This window comes from Exiguobacterium sp. s101, from assembly GCF_018617835.1.
GTDB lineage: Bacteria > Bacillota > Bacilli > Exiguobacteriales > Exiguobacteriaceae > Exiguobacterium > Exiguobacterium marinum.
In genome coordinates this window covers 1-17,593 of the sequence record NZ_JACSKX010000002.1, presented here as the reverse complement: position 1 = coordinate 17,593, position 17,593 = coordinate 1, and the positions used below count along the sequence as shown (strand labels likewise).

General features: G+C 51.4%; 11 protein-coding genes and 1 pseudogene. All 12 read left to right on the top strand.

The features are described 5' to 3' along the window. The first annotated feature begins 50 nt into the window (after nt 1-50). The 12 genes and pseudogenes from KNO76_RS02245 to KNO76_RS02190 all read left to right on the top strand — a co-directional run bounded on the left by KNO76_RS02245 (nt 51) and on the right by KNO76_RS02190 (nt 17,187). Nucleotides 51-2,696: a glycosyltransferase gene (locus KNO76_RS02245; protein WP_214882057.1), complete on the top strand. Its 2,646-nt coding sequence runs from the start codon at nt 51-53 to the stop codon at nt 2,694-2,696. 9 nt (nt 2,697-2,705) lie between these two features. Then, entirely contained in the window at nt 2,706-3,017 is a 312-nt protein-coding gene (locus KNO76_RS02240) for a hypothetical protein (RefSeq protein ID WP_026825281.1), read from the top strand. Nucleotides 3,018-3,059: 42 nt separating this feature from the next. Further along, nucleotides 3,060-6,122, top strand: a complete 3,063-nt coding sequence (locus KNO76_RS02235) for a CgeB family protein (protein WP_214882054.1) — start codon at nt 3,060-3,062, stop codon at nt 6,120-6,122. Then, entirely contained in the window at nt 6,119-8,302 is a 2,184-nt protein-coding gene (locus KNO76_RS02230) for a glycosyltransferase (RefSeq protein ID WP_214882052.1), read from the top strand. Before KNO76_RS02235 ends, KNO76_RS02230 begins: the two co-directional genes overlap by 4 nt. A 127-nt stretch (nt 8,303-8,429) precedes the next feature. Beyond that, on the top strand, nt 8,430-9,719 hold the full coding sequence (locus KNO76_RS02225) for a nucleotide sugar dehydrogenase (RefSeq protein ID WP_214882036.1): 1,290 nt from the start codon (nt 8,430-8,432) through the stop codon (nt 9,717-9,719). A gap of 15 nt (nt 9,720-9,734) precedes the next feature. After that, on the top strand, nt 9,735-10,532 hold the full coding sequence (locus KNO76_RS02220; protein ID WP_251125101.1) for an ABC transporter permease: 798 nt from the start codon (nt 9,735-9,737) through the stop codon (nt 10,530-10,532). 10 nt (nt 10,533-10,542) lie between these two features. Next, nucleotides 10,543-11,316 (top strand): annotated as a pseudogene (tagH, locus tag KNO76_RS02215) (teichoic acids export ABC transporter ATP-binding subunit TagH); the annotation flags it as partial. A gap of 163 nt (nt 11,317-11,479) precedes the next feature. Beyond that, complete coding sequence (gene wecB / locus KNO76_RS02210; protein ID WP_012727108.1) at nt 11,480-12,580, top strand: non-hydrolyzing UDP-N-acetylglucosamine 2-epimerase; 1,101 nt, start codon at nt 11,480-11,482, stop codon at nt 12,578-12,580. Between the two features lie 81 nt (nt 12,581-12,661). After that, entirely contained in the window at nt 12,662-13,138 is a 477-nt protein-coding gene (locus KNO76_RS02205) for a hypothetical protein (protein WP_214882033.1), read from the top strand. 37 nt (nt 13,139-13,175) lie between these two features. After that, nucleotides 13,176-14,606, top strand: a complete 1,431-nt coding sequence (locus KNO76_RS02200; RefSeq protein WP_214882031.1) for an MBOAT family O-acyltransferase — start codon at nt 13,176-13,178, stop codon at nt 14,604-14,606. A 12-nt stretch (nt 14,607-14,618) separates the two neighbouring features. Further along, a complete protein-coding gene (locus tag KNO76_RS02195) occupies nt 14,619-15,839 on the top strand; it encodes a DHHW family protein (protein ID WP_214882029.1) in 1,221 nt (406 codons plus the stop codon). A 34-nt stretch (nt 15,840-15,873) separates the two neighbouring features. After that, a complete protein-coding gene (locus KNO76_RS02190) occupies nt 15,874-17,187 on the top strand; it encodes a glycosyltransferase family 4 protein (RefSeq protein ID WP_214882027.1) in 1,314 nt (437 codons plus the stop codon). The last annotated feature ends 406 nt before the right edge of the window (nt 17,188-17,593 follow it).

Genomic DNA, 17,593 nt, shown 5'->3' with positions numbered 1-17,593 from the left:
TACGATAAGATGAAGAAATACTGATTACTTAAAAAAGGTGGAGCGGACGTATGGATGTAAAAGCGACGCTACGCGACGTGCAAGCGCATATCGCGTGGTTAAAAGAAGAAAAAGAACGAGTCAACCGAAAAGAGGCGTTAGACGGGGATGACTTGATTACCTTAGATGAACTTCCTTCTTTGTCGAGACAGGCGCAACGCCCGCGTCTAGATGACAAACTGTTCGAGGAACAACAAACCGCATTACAGGCAGAGCTCGAAGCAGCTCGGAAACGCCTCCCAGAGCTTGATGTGACACGCATCCAGTCGAACGGGAGCAGTTTTTATGAGAAGGTGAATGTGCATGTCGCGTTCGTCGGACCGGTCAAGCGGGCCCGTGAGCTCGAACGTCTTTGTCACACCCATTACTTTGAGAACGTGACAGGCTTTTTAGAGTTGCTTGAAGCAGAAGATATTGACTTCCTGCTCATCTCGGCGGCGCTCACAGAAGAGGAGACGACCGCATTCCATCACATGGGGACACCACGCTCGCACTCCCGTCACTGGCTCGGCAATCTCATTCGCAAGGCGAAACAAAAGGAAATCCGTGTCGTCTTCGAGACGACGCTCGATACGAATCATTTCGACCGCTTCTCTTCACTTGCCGCACAATGTGACTATATCTTCACGGCGAACGAGGAGCGGGTGACAGATTATATAGAAGAAGTCGGACATGAACGGGTCTTTGTCATTCGTCCTGGCGTCGATCCGCTGCATTTCAACCCGATCGGGATGACGCGTGGCAAGACGGACCGCGTCGTCGTGACGAATCATTTCCCTGTATATCGTTTCGCCAAAGATTTGGAGACGCTCGCGCAAGGCGTCCGCAATGCGAATAAAGAACTCTATGTGATACGTGAGGCGAATGAAACGAAAGGGTCACTCGCACCGAAATCGCTTCAAGATGTCCTCGTCCATGGGGAACAAGAGGATATGGAGAAGCTGAAAGAGACATCGAACTGGGTTCTTCACGTCAACGAAGTGAAGCATAGTCCGACGATGAGTGCACAAGCCATCTATGAGGCGCAGGCTCGCGGACAACTCGTCTTGACGAATTACAACGTCGCCGTCAACAACGACTTCCCGAACGTGTTCATCGCGACGAGTGCCTTGGACGCGCAAGGAATCTTAGAAATGTTCAAGACAGACGAAGAGCGTCTGGAGCATCAATTGTCTGGTGTCCGTACGATTTTCTCGAACCATACGATGTATGACCGCTTCAGCGAGATGATGTTCATTCTCGGCATCCACCACGAAGTCCGTCGCGACGTCCTCGTCATCGGTCGCGGTGATGTGACGGCGATGCGCGAACAGTTCGAACGCCAATCGTATCCACATAAACGCTTCGTCGCCGAAGCGGACTTACAAGAGGTCGACCTACGCACTGCCGACTTTGTGACAGTGTTTGACGACCGTCACCACTATCTCGACTACTATGTGGAAGACATGGTCAACGCCTTCAAGTACACGGACGTCTCGTTCGTGACGAAAGGGCAGGACCCAATCCATGAGTTCGTGGAGGACTATGCTGACGTGGCCTTGACGATGTTCGTAGCAGGTGACGTGTCGCTTGAGACGATTCAAGAAGGCCGCCGTATCGAAGGACAAGGTTATGCCATCGATCGTTTCGAATTGCTCGCGGCAGACGATGTGCCCGTCCCGAACGAAGCGGGCGACTATCAACTATCAATGATCGTACCGATTTACAACAACGGTCGCTATCTATACAACAAATGTTTCTCAAGCCTTCGTCGCAGCTCGATGTTTGAAGACATGGAGATTTGGCTCGTCGACGACGGGTCGACGGACCGAGAGACGATCGGCTATATCGAACGCCTCGTCCGGAAATATCCGAACGTTTACACGTACTCGTTCAACGATGGCGGCAGCGGCAGCGCCTCACGTCCACGCAACAAAGGGGTGGAGCTCGCGACGACGCCATACATCGCCTTCCTTGACCCGGACAATGAAGCGGTCAACGACGGCTATGCGGCACTGTTCCGTGTCATGAAAGAAGATGATGCGCTCGACCTCTCTGTCGGCAGTATGTTGAAGCTTGCGAACCGGGAAGCGATGATCGAACTAGAGGACCTCGAAAAAGATGGCGTTCGTGTCATCGAAGACCCGAGAGCGTACTTGCTCGAGCACAACTTCAAGGTGCAAAGTATCCAGACGATGGTCATCAAAAAAGACTTCATCGAGAAGCACGATTTGAAACAGGTCATCGGCGCCGTCGGCCAAGACTCGCTCTTCTTCCAAGAGATGTTCTTAAGCGCAGGACGGGTCGCCCTGCTCGACTTGACGATTCATGACTATTACGCGGCCGTCGCCGGTTCGACGGTCAATACGATCACGAAGAAATACTTTATGAAGTGTGTCATCCGGGAGACGGCACGGGCGAAAGCGTTCGCTCGCGAAGGCGTACTCGACCAATACCGTTCGACTCGATTCGAACGTTTCTTCTCGATGTGGTATCTGGTCTTCTTACGTCGCAGCAAGCCGGAAGAGTTTTTCGACAACGCCGGGATGCTTTATGAAATCATCGAACAGTATCGTCCGATGGAACTAGAGACGCCGATCGTGAAACAGTTCGTCGACTTATATGAATCAGGACAAAAAGAAGAATTGAAGCGTCTCTATTTTGACGCATACTTGTGAGGTGAGACCATGAGCAATGAACTTGAAAAAGAAATCGGATTGTTGAAGCAGCGAATCAAACTTCAAGAAGAAGAGATTCGTCATTTGAAACATGATGAACGGTTGTTACGACAAAAACATCGTCGCCTCGTTCAAAAGTATGGCGACCTTCTCTATACGTTTGAATGGACTGTGAAGACGTTTGAGAAGAAAGAACAAGCGCTAACAGACGTGAAACGTAAATATGATGTGTTGAACAAGAAGTATCGTCGCCTTGTGCAATCAAAAGCTGGTAAAGCGATTTTGAAAGCGCAGGCTGTCGCACGACGCATTCGCAAATAAAGAATCGAATTCGAGAGAATCGATGATTTGGAGGATATGAGGATGGATTGGCAGAAAAAAGCACGTCGCGCCGCTTACCTTGGGGTACAACGGTCGAAGCGACTCGGTCGTAAAGTGTTGAAGCGACCGAACAAATCGCATCAACTACGAGAAGTCGTACCGAACTGGTATACACGTTCACCTTACGTACATGTCGAAGGGACGGACCTTGTCTTTACCGGTGACGAACCGGTCATCTTGACGTTCCGACCGAATGCAAGTTCAGACATCATCTCGGCGAACGATTTGGTCGAATCAGGTCAAAAGACGTTCACGGCCCTAATGCGCGTCAAATCACGTGAAGGATTGATGCCGACGCTACAGTTGGAAATCGTTCGAAAAGGTGGCAGAAAGCGTTTTGTGACCGTACAGGACGGCGACCAAGTCGATGTGACACTCGGAATGGGTGAACAGATTGTCCGGGCGCATTTGAATGTGGAAGGGAAAGGGGCGTTCAGCCTCGTCGAGCTCACGCTCGGCACACGTTCGCTTTGGACAGTGGAAGGGACGGCTGCGAACATTTCGCTCGACGCCTTTGATTTCCGTTATCCGCTTACGTCGACGTCACTCCACTCCCTCAAACCACAAAGTGAGATTGCTCACTTCGACGCTGACACGCTCGTCGTACGTGCCGAAGGAAACCAATACACACATTACGGTGTCGACGAGGTTGCGTTGCCGAACGTCGATACGAAACGTGGCATCGATTTTGAGACGGGTGACATGGATGACGACTTGTATCGCTTCTATTTGAAAGGGGACCGCACGGGGACAGCGGACGCGTCGCTATTTATTGCGACGTATACAGTGTCCGGGCAGGACCGTTTGATCGAAGTGCCACTCGGACTGAGCGGTATCGTCCGCATCGCACCGTCACACCGTTCCATCCGTTATTTCGTTCGCGTGAACGGGGCGGGGACGCTCGAGAACTTGAACATCGGGATGATTCGCGAGAAGAGTGTCCGTCGCGAAGACATTTTGTCGCTCAAGCCGGACATGTGGACGATCCCGGCACCGGACCTCATCAAATTGAAGAGCCGTGATGACCAGCTCGTCGTCAACTTGAAAGGTGAGGACGATCAGCGCCGCTACATCTCGTACGCCGAGATGAACAACAGCTTCAAGTTGCTTCCGACAGAGTTTCCATATGAAGTGAAGGCGAACAGTCGTTACCGTGTCACACTCGACGGTGTCGCCGATGAAGATGCGAACGTCGTCCTCTACATCATCGCCTACTCGGCGACAGAGCGTCAGATCATGCAACAAGTTCAAATCGGAAGCGAGAAAGTCTTCTATTTCGACCGAGGGATCCGCTTCCTTCGTTTTGCCCTCCGCGTCGACGGTGTCGGTGAGGCACGAATCGACCGCATCCGTGTGGCCGAGGAACTCGTCAGCGACGGTACGGAAAACCCGACGTGGATGGACGTGCGCGAGGCGCGCTTCTTCGCACCGGTCCCACGTGAGCTTCATGAACTGAAGGTCGCAGCCATCTTCGATGAGTTCACGATGGCATCCTACAAGCCAGAATGCCAGCTCATCACGTTCACACCAGATAATTGGAAGACGGTGCTCCTCGATGAGCAACCGGACGTCCTCGTCGTTGAATCGGCGTGGAAAGGGAACGCCGGCGCATGGGAGAAGAAAATCGTCAAATACGGCACGAACACGTGGGAAGAGCTCGACGCACTCCTCGCTTGGTGCCGTTATCACAATATCCCGACCGTCTTCTGGAATAAAGAGGACCCGATTCACTACGACCGTTTCATCGAGACGGCGAAGCGATTCGACTATGTGTATACGACCGACATGAACCGTGTCCCGAATTATAAAGAGGATTGTGGTCATGACCGGGTCGATGCGTTACCGTTCGCGGCCCAGCCGAAAGAACATAACCCGATCCGCTTACCAGGGATTCGTGAACCATATGCCTGCTTCGCCGGTTCGTATTATGCGAACCGTCACGAATCGCGGAAAGCCGACATGGACCGCTTGTTCGCGGCGGCGGACAAATATGGTCTAGCGATTTACGACCGCAACTATGCGGTCAACCAACGCGGGGAGAGCGACCAGCTCCAATTCCCAGAACAGTTCCGTCATTCCATTCGCGGTAGTTTGAAATATAACCAGATTGCCAAGGCGTATAAAGGGTATAAAGTCATGTTGAACGTCAACTCGGTCAACGACTCACCGACGATGTTCTCACGTCGTGTCTTTGAAGGGCTTGCCTGTGCGACACCGGTCGTCAGCACCCGTTCGGTCGGAGTCGATGCCATGCTTGGGGATTACGTCTTCCTCGACGATGGGGAGTCTGACTTAGACGAGACGTTCCGCCGTTTGATGACGGATGACTCGTTCTATGAGGACATCGCGATGCGGGGGATGCGTCACGTGTTGACGTATCACACGTATACGCAACGTCTTGCGAAAATCGTCCAAGACGTCGGCATCCCGTACCGTGTCGACCATGAGAAGATTGTCGTCGTCGCCTTCATCAAGTCGCGCGAAGAGGCAGAGCGTGTCGTCAGTCAGTTCGAGGCACAGAACTACGAGCATAAACACCTCATGATGTTCCTCGATAAGTTCGAGAATCACATCGATGTGTACAACACGTACAACACGCCGTCGATCTCGACGTATATGCGCAGCTACTTGACGCACTACACGTCGTTCACGGAGATGGTCGAGTCGTACGATTGGGTCGCCCACTTGAAGTCGGACGATTATTACGGCCCGAACTACTTGAGCGATTATCTGCTCGCGGCACGCTATGCGGAAGCGGATATTCTCACGAAAGAGGATTACTATACGTATGACGGCAAGCTCGCCAAACAAGATCACGATGAATCGTATCGATACGTGTTTGACGCGACACCGTCCCGCTCGCTCGTGCAGCCGTCGGCACTCCGTTTCTATACGGTCGAAGAGGCGCTTCACCTCTTTGAAGCGGACGAGAGCTTGAATGAGCTCGCCCGTTCCGGCAAGCGCATCTTCAGTGTCGACCCGTATCAATACGTGAAAGCCGGTGCCGCCATGGATGAAGCGGACCTTCAGGAGGTAACATTATGACGAAGCAACCGCTACGGATCCTCGTATACGGGGACGTCAATTTGAACTTGATCGACGGCTCGGCTATCTGGCTTACGTCGGTCGTGCATATGTTGAATCAGGACCCGAACATCGAGGTCGACGTGCTCTTGAAGCGCTCAATCGTGAAACCGGAAGTGACGGCGTCAATCAAACAGCTCGACCGCGTCCGCTTCATCGACGTCTTCACGGAAGACTCGATGAAGAAAGACGAGCCATATTATGAGAAGAAGGTGCTCCAGCCAGAAGAGGCGGCCCAACTCATCCACGAGCTCGTCGAGACGAAACAGTATGACATGGCGTTCATCCGTGGGTTCCAGCTCGCCTATGCGCTCTCGGATTATGAACATACGATGAAAAAGACGTGGACTTATCTCACGGATTTCACGCATGATTCATCGTCCGCGTCACAGGAAGAGTTGGCACGTCTGAAGAAGATTGCGGACCGCTCGGCGCGCATGCTCTGTCAGACGGCGGAGATGAAGGCGTACTTCGAGACGTTTTTACAGACGCCGAAGCCGTTCCTCATCTTGAACCCGATGATTCCGAACATGCGCGAGGCGACGCCGACGTTCAAGCGTCAGGCGAAACGTCTCGTCTATACAGGGAAGTTCGCGCCACTTTGGTACTCGGCTGAGATTCTCGATGCACTCGAGAAAGTATGGGCTCGGATGCCGGACGTCGAGTTGAAGGTGGCGGGGGACAAGTTCAACCAAGACCCGAACAACCCGAACTTCCGTAAAGAAGTGACACACCGTCTCCAGACAGATGAGGGGATTCACTGGTTGAAAGGCATCCCGCGTGCGGACGTCGAGACGCTCATCGAAGAGAGCGATATCGGCATCTCATGGCGTCACCCGGACCTTGACGACAGCCTTGAGTTGTCGACGAAGCTCCTCGAATACGGGGCGCTCGGGAAGCCGGTCCTTCTCAACCGCAACAAGATGCACGAGATGCTGCTCGGGTCGAGCTATCCGCTCTTCGTCAACTCGGAAGATGAGTTCGTCGAAAAGGTCGAGCTCGCCTTCACACATCCCGCCATTTATAAGGATGCGGCGGAACGTCTGTACAATATGGCGAAAAACTACACGTTCGCGAGTACGTTTGAACGTCTGCATGACGCCATCTGGGAGATGCAGAAGACGACCATCCTCTTTGCGGGTCACGACTTGAAGTTTATCCGCATGTTCATGGAGCGCTTCGAGGCTGACCCGAACTATCGGATCCTTGTCGACGAGTGGGACGGACACAAGATTCATGATGTGAATCACAGTAAAGCATGTCTCGCGCAAGCGGACGTCATTTTCTGTGAGTGGGGACTCGGCAACGCCGTTTGGTACTCGCAACATAAGTTGCCGCATCAGCGTCTCATCGTCCGGATTCACCGTCAGGAGAAAGAAACACCATTTCCACGGGAATATGCGCTCGACAACATCGACCGCATCATCCTCGTCTCGCCGTATATGTTAGAAGAGATGCACCGACTCTTTGGGATTCCGCGTCATCAGATGACCGTGATCTATAACGCCGTCGATGCGGATAAACTCGACAAGCCGAAACGAGCGGACGATTTGACGTTCCGTCTCGGGATGATCGGCATGAACCCGAAACTGAAGCGTCCGGACCTGGCGCTCGACGTCCTCGAAGAGTTGCTGAAGACGGACAAGCGATACCAGCTCCACTTTAAAGGGCACCATCCAAAAGATGTCTATTGGATCGGGAAACGTGAAGAGGAGAGTGCGTACTACGAGGCGTTACTGAAACGCATCGAGGAGTCGGACCTTCGCGACCACGTCCATTTCGATGGACACGGAAACGATGTCGACACCTGGCTCCAATCGATTGGCTTCGTCTTCTCGACGAGTGACTTGGAGAGCTTCCATCTCGCGCCGGCCGAAGCGATGGCTGCAGGGTCTTATCCGCTCATCCGTCACTGGACGGGCGCGGAGACGATTTACCCGGACGAACTGCTCGTCACGAATACGATGGAATTTGTCGACACGATCCTCTCTTATAAAGAAGATACCGAGAAGTTGATGACGGACGTGAAAGCCTATCAGGCGTACGCTCGTAAACATTTTGCACTCGATCGTCTCTATCAAGAGATGGAACAAATCATTTCGGGCAAAACACACGAACAATTTGCGACGACATTGTCATGAAAATGTAATTGCACCAAAGAATTGTTCAAGAGTATAATGAGTATTGTTTTATTATCGAATGTGAAATAAAATGATGGACAATGCGCTATTTAAAAAGCGCGTCAAAACATTTGGAGGTTACCACACAATGAAAGTATGTACAGTAGGTCTTGGATATATCGGATTACCGACATCGGCTGTCTTTGCGAACTATGGCGTCGACGTCGTCGGAGTCGATATCTCACAACATGTTGTTGATAAATTGAACCGTGGAGAGATCCACATTGAAGAGCCAGGTCTCGGCGAAATGGTCGCAGACGTCGTGGCAAAAGGGAAGTTCCGTGCATCACTCTCACCAGAGAAAGCAGATGCCTTCATCATCGCTGTGCCAACACCGAACAACGACGACGAGCACAAATCATGTGACTTGACGTACGTCTTGGATGCGACACGCAAAGTGTTGCCATTCGTTGAAAAAGGCAACGTCATCATCGTCGAGTCGACAATCGCACCACGTACGATGGACGACTTCGTCAAACCACTCGTTGAAGAAGCTGGATTCACTGTCGGTGAGGACATCTTCCTCGTACACTGCCCAGAGCGCGTATTGCCTGGACAAATCCTTCAAGAACTCGTGCACAACAACCGGATCGTCGGTGGAATCACGACTGAATGTGCAGAAGCAGGCGCACGCGTCTACGGTACATTCGTTGAAGGCGAAATCGTGAAAACGGATGCGAAGACGGCAGAAATGTCAAAACTCATGGAAAACACGTTCCGTGACGTCAACATCGCACTCGCGAACGAACTTGCGAAAGTATGTAACGACCTTGACATCAACGTACTTGACGTCATCGAGATGGCGAACAAACACCCACGTGTCAACTTGCACAGCCCAGGTCCTGGTGTCGGTGGACACTGCCTGGCGGTCGACCCATACTTCATCGTCGCGAAATCACCGGATCTTGCGAAAATCATCAACTTGTCACGTGAGACGAACGTCTCGATGCCACACTACGTCGCAGACAACGTTCAGAAGTTGACAGCTGGAATCGAAGACGCGAAAGTTGCTGTCTTTGGTGTGACATACAAAGGAAATGTCGACGACATGCGTGAGAGCCCAGCGGTTGAAATCGCTGAAATCTTGCTTGACCGTGGCGTGAACATCTCAGTTCACGACTCACACGTTGAAAAATCAACGTCAAGCCGTTTCGAGCTCGTTTCAAAAGAAGAAGCACTCAAAGACGCGGACCTCGTCCTCGTCCTCGTTGACCACAATGAGTTCAAAGTCCTCGACTTTGCAGAACTCAACGCATCAATGCGTCGTCCGATGATCTTCGACACACGTAACATCGTGAAATCAAACGGTGAAGACGTAGCGGTCGTCAACTACGGCAACCTCTATAAATATACAAAGGAAACGAATCTCGTTCTTTGATTCAGGTGAATGAACATGTTTAAATCCGCGAAAGCTATTCTTTCAGAGCTAAAGTCGAGCTTGTACTTGATTTTCCGTCTCGCGACATATGAGACGCGAAGCAACAACTCGATGCAGTACCTCGGATTTTTATGGGAGTTCGTGACACCGTTATTGCAGATTGGAGTATATTGGTTCGTATTTGGATTTGGTATTCGGAGCGGCAGGCCGGTTGACGGCGTGCCGTTTCTGCCATGGTTGGTCGCAGGGATTGTCGTCTGGTTCTTCGTAGCCTCGGCCATCACTTCGACGGCCCGGTCCGTCTATTCAAAAATCGGCATGGTCTCCAAAATGAGCTTCCCAATCTCGACGATTCCGGCATACGTCTTGCTCGCACTCTTCTATCGCCACGTGGCGTTAGTCGGTGTATCGTTTATCTTGATGTGGGCATTCGGATTCCCGATGGGGCTGCATTCTTTATGGTTTATCTACCTGGCGTTCAGTGCACTCGCACTTCTTTATTCTCTCGCCTTGATTACGTCTGCGCTCACAACGATTGTGCGTGACATTCAAAACCTTCTTCAGTCGATGATGCGGATGTTGATGTATTTGACACCAATCTTTTGGATTCCGCCGGCGAAGCTTGCGAATATCCTACAAATCAACCCGCTCTACTATTTAATCGAAGGATATCGGTCGATGTTCCTCGGAACCGACTGGTTGGCGAATAACTGGGCTTACGGTCTCTACTATTGGGCCGTCGTCCTTGTTCTCTTCTTCGTCGGGTCGATGATTCATTTGCGCTTCCGTCGACACTTCATCGATTACATTTGAGGAGGACCTTATGTACCAGGTTAAATTTGAAAACGTATCGAAACGATATACGCTTTATAACAAACCGTCTGACAAGCTGAAGGAAATTTTCTTCAGTAAAGCAAGTGGCAAACAGTTTTACGCACTTCGCAATGTCACGTTTGAAGTCCCTCCTGGAGAAGTGGTCGGGATCATCGGCATTAACGGGTCAGGCAAGTCGACGATGTCGAACTTGCTGGCTGATGTGATGCCACCGACCCACGGGAAAATCGAACTTCATGGAAAGACGGCGCTGATTGCCATTTCTTCAGGATTGAACGGCAACTTGACGGGGCTCGAGAACATCGAGCTCAAAGGGTTGATGCTCGGGATGACGAAACAAGAGATTATCGATTTGACACCGGCCATCATTGAATTCGCCGATATCGGTGACTTTATCAGTCAACCGGTCAAAACGTATTCGAGTGGGATGAAGTCCCGCCTTGGATTCGCCATCTCAATCAATGTTGACCCGGACATTCTCGTCATCGATGAGGCGCTCTCAGTCGGGGACCAAACGTTCACCGACAAGTGCCTCGCCAAGATGAATGAATTTAAAGATCAAGGGAAGACGATTTTCTTCATCAGTCACTCGGTCTCACAAGTCCGCCAATTCTGTACGCTCGGCCTCTGGCTCGAGTTCGGAGAAGTGCGCGAGTACGGACCGGTCAATGAAGTCGTTGGGGAATACAACAAGTTTTTGAAATGGTTCCGCAACTTGTCAAAAGAACAGCAGGATTCGTTCAAAGCCGACAAGCTCAAACGTCGTACGACGGTCGTCGATGCGACGGAGCTCGGGGAGACGTATATCTTGCCACCTTTGACAGAAGAACAACTACAAACACGCCATTCGTCGGTCGCTGTATCGAGCGAAGCGTGAGCAATTGGGAGGAGGAAGCACGGTGAAGTCAGACCGTGCAAAACGACCTATGAAAAAAGTCATGACCGTCTTTGGGACGCGACCAGAAGCCATCAAAATGGCGCCACTCGTACTTGAGTTGAAAAAACGTGAAGGGGTAGAACCGATTGTTGTCGTGACAGCACAGCACCGTCAAATGCTTGACCAAGTGCTCGAGCTGTTCGAAATCAAACCGGACTACGACCTCGACATCATGAAAGACAAGCAGACGCTTTACGATGTCACATCACGTGTATTGAAAGGGATGGGCGAAGTCATCGCTGAAACGAAACCAGACATCGTCTTAGTCCACGGGGACACGACGACGACATTCGCGGCATCACTCGCAGCCTTCTACAACCAAGTCGCAGTCGGTCACGTTGAGGCTGGCCTGCGCACACACAACAAATATTCACCATTCCCGGAAGAGATGAACCGCCAATTGACGGGTGTCATGGCTGACCTTCATTTCGCACCGACGGAAACGTCGCGTGACAACCTCCTTCGCGAAGGCAAGAACGAAGAGATGATCTTCGTCACAGGAAACACGGCAATCGACGCACTCAAAACGACAGTTCGTGACGACTATGCGAGCGAATTGCTCGACAGCATCCGTTCACAAGGTCGTCGTCTCGTCATGTTGACGGCACACCGTCGTGAGAACTTGGGTGAGCCGATGCGGAACATGTTCCGTGCGGTGCGTCGCTTGATCGAGAAGTATGATGACATTGAAGTCGTGTATCCGGTTCACATGAACCCGGTCGTTCGTGAACTCGCGAACGAGATTCTTCACGATGTCGAACGCGTCCACTTGATCGAACCGCTCGACGTCTTCGACTTCCATAACTATGCGGCGACATCACACTTGATCTTAACGGATTCAGGTGGCGTCCAAGAAGAAGCACCATCTCTCGGTGTACCTGTCCTCGTCCTTCGTGACACGACAGAACGTCCAGAAGGGGTGGCGGCAGGAACGCTCAAACTCGCAGGGATTGAAGAAGAGAATATCTTCTCACTCGCGGATGAGCTCTTGTCTGACGAAACGGCATACAAAGCGATGTCACAAGCATCGAACCCGTACGGTGATGGTGAGGCGTCACGTCGAATCGTCGATGCCATCCTTGCCAACTAAATGAAAGCGAATAGAGTTGTTTTGTGCCCAGCACAGCAACTCTTTTCTATATCATCATTCTAATGATTCGGAGGTGCTTGTATGTCAACGAAGCGAATTCGTCCAGCGATTTATCATTACTATCCGCGCGGACCGCATAAAAACCATATGTCGATGCGCGAAGAAGAATACAAGACAGAAGTCACATTTTTACCACGAGCGTTAACGGACTCGATTTACGTCCAGTTGTTTGATTTAAAGTTTGAGATTCCACCGTCAAAAATCTTTTTGGCAGATGCCAAGATGGATGAGGGGGACGAGATGGAAGTGAAGACCTCGATTTATGTCGAAGGCGATCGCGCTGTTCGATTTGAATTGTATGTCATGCAGTATTCTGACGAGGAGCGTCTTTCAAATAAGCGTTTCTCACTCACATTGAATCCGGGGATGAATCCGATTGAAGAAGTCGTGAAACAGATGGACGGCGCCAAGTATTTCAAGATGTCGTACAAATACATCGTCGAGACGCTTGACCCGATCACAGTACGATTCGATGACCTCTATGTAACGTTCCGCTGAACGTAGCAAGTCTTAAGGGAGAAAGGGACCATTCGGTATGTTATTTAGTTCCACGGTATTTCTATTTTATTTCTTGCCGGTCGTACTATTGCTTTACTTCATATCACCACGCTGGCTGAAGAATACAATCTTACTCATTTCGAGTTTATTCTTCTATGCATGGGGAGAACCACGATTCGTCCTCATCATGCTCGCATCGATCGTCATGAACTATGCGTTCGGCTTCATGGTCGACAAGTATCGTGAAGATGCGAAGAAGATCAAATGGACGATGACGCTCATGCTTCTCGGGAACCTCGGGATGCTCGGTGTCTTCAAATATGCGAGCTTCTTCGTCGAGAACGTCAACTCGGTATTCGGCTTCTCGCTGAATGACCCGGACATTCCACTTCCGCTTGGAATCTCGTTCTTCACGTTCCAAGCGATGAGTTATGTCATCGACGTATATCGGAACGATGGACGCTTACAGAAGAACTTGTTTGATTTGGCGCTCTATGTATCGTTCTTCCCGCAGTTGATTGCCGGACCGATCGTTCGTTATCAAACGGTCGCCGATGAAATCGTGGATCGCCGTGAGACGGTCGATGACTTCGTCTCTGGGATCCAACGTTTCGTCATCGGTTTAGGGAAGAAGATGATTTTGGCGAACAGTTGTGGGTATGTGGCGGACCAAGTGTTCAGTCAATCGGCCGGGGACCTGTCGACGACACTCGCTTGGATCGGAATCATCGCCTACTCGCTCCAAATTTATTTTGATTTTTCAGGTTATTCGGATATGGCCATCGGTCTCGGACGGATGTTCGGGTTCCATTTCCTTGAGAACTTCAATTATCCGTACATTTCGAAATCGGTGTCTGAATTTTGGCGTCGTTGGCACATCTCGCTCGGAAGCTGGTTCCGAGACTACGTGTACATTCCACTCGGCGGGAATCGCCAAGGTCCATGGAAGACGTATCGCAACTTGACGATCGTCTGGTTATTGACCGGCGTATGGCACGGGGCGAGTTGGACATTCATCGCTTGGGGTCTCTACTATGGGGTCTTCATCATGTTCGAACGGGCATTTCTTGGGAAATGGATCGCAGCATGGCCGGCGTGGCTCGCTCATGCGTTCACGTTGTTCGTCGTCGTCATCGGTTGGGTCTTCTTCCGAGCTGATAACTTCACGTACGCCATCGACTATCTTCAAGTCATGTTCGGCTTACACGGTGGCGAAGTGTTCGACCAAACGGCTTACTTCTATCTCGTTCAATACGGGACGGTCCTTCTGTTGGCCACTGTCGCAGCGACACCGCTTCCGAAAATGCTAGTCGCTCATTTCTTGCGTCACGAGGTGGATTCAGATCGACCGGTCCTCGCCGCAAGCGCAGGTCTTGCACGAGCAGCCTATATTTTGCTCATTTTCGGCATTTCGATTTCGTATGTCGTGTCGAGCACATTCAACCCGTTTATTTATTTCCGGTTCTAAGGAGGGCTGACGATGGAACAACAAACCAAAAGCGAACAAGTCCGTTCGAAAGGGCGGCGCATCTCTTGGGTGGTCAACAGTATTCTCTTGCTCGGCTTCCTTGGCACCCTTTTTTATGGGCTCGCCGTCTATGCGTTCGGGACGGAGCAGGAACGTTCTGACAGCGAGGGTCGAATGCTGGCACAACGCCCCGAACCTTCTGTCGAAACCATTATAGACGGGTCGTATATGGAAGAGTTCGAAGCCTCGGCGAACGACCAGGTGTTTGAGCGAAACTTGTGGATTGAGACGCAAGCTTGGGTACAACGTAACGTACTGCAACAACAGATGAATAACGGCGTCATCAGCATCGATGGCTTCTTATATGGTCCGGATGCGAACGAAAGTCAGTATTCATCGCTCGGCGTATTTTTTAAAGCATTCAAAAAAGAGATGGACGATGCCGGCATCCCATCTTACTTCGCCTCGGCACCAAGTAAGCCGGTCTATGCGACACGACAAAACATCTTCCCGGCTTACATCGAGTCGGCGGATGCGGAAAATCGTGACGAGTTACACGAACGGATCGAAGAGAACGGCATCCCGCTCATCGATTTAGAGGATACACTCGGTGACAAACCGGGCGAGGACATCTATTTCAAAACCGATCACCATTGGCGAGCAGAAGGAGCATTCCTCGCATACGGCCAAATCATGGACCGCTTAAGCGAGCAGTTCCCGGGCGCACCTGTGTTGACGGCTGACGATATGGACTTGAAGACGGTCGACGGGACGTTCTATGGGTCACATGCCCGGGAAATCTCGATGCCGTACGTCGAATCGGCGGACACGTTCACGTATCTTGAACCGAAAGACGGATTCACGACGACGGTCTGTCGAAACGGTGACGACTGTGGACACGGTGTCCTCGACAAGGACGTCTTAAAAAACACAGACGACTTCACGAACTATTACAACTTGTTCATGGGTGACAACTATGCCCTTGCAAAAATCACGCAGGACAATCCGAAAAATGACGATCATCTCCTCGTACTGAAAGACTCTTATGCGAACCCGATGCTCGGCTATCTCGGCGAGTCGTTCGGAACGGTATCGGCACTCGATGTCCGCTATTTTGATGACTACGATGTCAGCATTGCGGAATATGCGGAAGAGAACGATGTCGACGCAGTTCTGTTCTTACACAACGACCGAATCACAGGGCTCGGTTCGATGTATCAAGAAGGTCTATGATTGAACCGACCTTTAGAAAAGGCAGGTGCTCGTAGTGAACATATTACTTCCAGTATTCTTTCACTCCGCGATGGGTGGGCTTCATCGGCACATCTTATCATCTGTGAAAGTGCTCATCCGAGAGGGGCATGAGGTGACCGCCGTCTGTAAGCCAGGTCCTTTTGCCGAAGAGATAGAGGCGCTCGGCGGTCAGGTCATCCAAACAGACTATTCCAACGAGGACATCAAACGTGTGATTGATGAGGTGCGGACACAACCGTTCGATGTCGTGTATGCGCATCCCTTCGATTCGCGTCAACTCGGTATCGCGGTGGCAGAGGCGAACGCCATCCCATTCGTTCTCGTCATTCATGGCATGTATGTGGATGAGATCGAGCAGTACCATTCTAGCGTCACACGTGTAGTCGCTGTCTCGGCACAAATCGCGACCCATCTTACCGACCATTGTCCGGCAGTCGAATCGAAGCTCATCGTCATTCCGAACGGAGTCGATGCCGCGTTCATTCCGATGGAGGCGCGTCCTTCGTCAGAGCGTGTCACGGGCTTATTCACCTCGCGGCTAGATGCCGACAAATTGTTTATCCTTGATGTGTTTCTTGACGCGTTGGAAGACGAGCGAGTTCAGCGTTTACCAATCGACTGGCTCATCGTCGGAGACGGGACGCAACGAGAAAAGTATGCATCTCGCTATGAGGAAGCGCTTGAAGGGACTGACCAGACAATCAAATGGCTCGGTTGGTTAGACCAAAGCGACCTCCCTGATGCGATGCATCGCGCCGATTTCGTTATCGGCCCAGGGCGTTCTGCGCTCGAAGGGATGGCGGTCGGCAAACCGACCATTGCCGTCGGGAGCAAAAGCTATCAAGGTCTGGTCACGCCTTCGACGTGGACAGATATCGCGAGCACGAACTTTGGCGGTATCGGGACGAAGTACGACGGATACACCTCGGGACAAATCGGGGATGCGATTCTCGAATTGATGGATGAGGCAACGAGACGGGACCTTGCTCGGTTCTCGTCCGCGCTCGTCGATGAACATTTCCGGGATGAACAGTCGCAACAACGTCTTCTCGATGTGCTCGAGCAAGTGGTGAAAGAGGGCACGTCAGAAATGGATCTAATCGAGCGCTATCCATTCATTCGTTACGATCAACTTCATGCTCGTCGCTCGAATCGGATCTGTACATGGAAGTTGACAGATCGGGAGCAACGACTTGAAGCGATGCGTGATGAATTGGAGGCGACCAAGCAAAAGCTTGAACAACTTCGGTCGACGAACGAGAAACAGTCTTCTGAAATCAACAGGCTACGAATAAAACTTCAACGATGGTCAGATGAGAGTAAATAAAAAATAGCGGAGCCAGCAAGTGGCTCCGCTCAGGCTGTTGACTAACATAAATCATATCGCTCGCCTTTCCGGCGCCCACGCTTTCCGCAGGCAATCCCGGAGCCGCATCGCGACTTGGGTCGCTGCTGGGTCTCCGTTGGATTGCTTTCCTGCAGGAGTCGGGGCGCCGTCGGGCGAGCAACGCAAACGGTCGTCATCTGGCGGCCGTTTGTCTTTTTCTGAGGCCTCGACGGCCGAAGAAAAAGCCCTGGATGGTCTACACTGAGTTGGACATAAATGTGGAGGTCGATTAGACTGATACAAATTATCCATATGAGGAGAGTACCAGACATGACCAAAAGAGCAGCCCGCACTTTCACAGACGAGTTCAAGGAACAAGTCGTCCAACTCTATCTGAACGGAAAAC

Bases quoted from the DNA above. Each gene is read 5' to 3' on its own strand.
- KNO76_RS02245 (WP_214882057.1), top strand. From the start codon at position 51: ATGGATGTAAAAGCGACGCTACGCGACGTGCAAGCGCATATCGCGTGG.
- wecB (WP_012727108.1), top strand. From the start codon at position 11,480: ATGAAAAAAGTCATGACCGTCTTTGGGACGCGACCAGAAGCCATCAAA.
- KNO76_RS02230 (WP_214882052.1), top strand. From the start codon at position 6,119: ATGACGAAGCAACCGCTACGGATCCTCGTATACGGGGACGTCAATTTG.
- KNO76_RS02195 (WP_214882029.1), top strand. From the start codon at position 14,619: ATGGAACAACAAACCAAAAGCGAACAAGTCCGTTCGAAAGGGCGGCGC.
- KNO76_RS02240 (WP_026825281.1), top strand. From the start codon at position 2,706: ATGAGCAATGAACTTGAAAAAGAAATCGGATTGTTGAAGCAGCGAATC.
- KNO76_RS02235 (WP_214882054.1), top strand. From the start codon at position 3,060: ATGGATTGGCAGAAAAAAGCACGTCGCGCCGCTTACCTTGGGGTACAA.
- KNO76_RS02225 (WP_214882036.1), top strand. From the start codon at position 8,430: ATGAAAGTATGTACAGTAGGTCTTGGATATATCGGATTACCGACATCG.
- KNO76_RS02220 (WP_251125101.1), top strand. From the start codon at position 9,735: ATGTTTAAATCCGCGAAAGCTATTCTTTCAGAGCTAAAGTCGAGCTTG.
- KNO76_RS02200 (WP_214882031.1), top strand. From the start codon at position 13,176: ATGTTATTTAGTTCCACGGTATTTCTATTTTATTTCTTGCCGGTCGTA.
- KNO76_RS02205 (WP_214882033.1), top strand. From the start codon at position 12,662: ATGTCAACGAAGCGAATTCGTCCAGCGATTTATCATTACTATCCGCGC.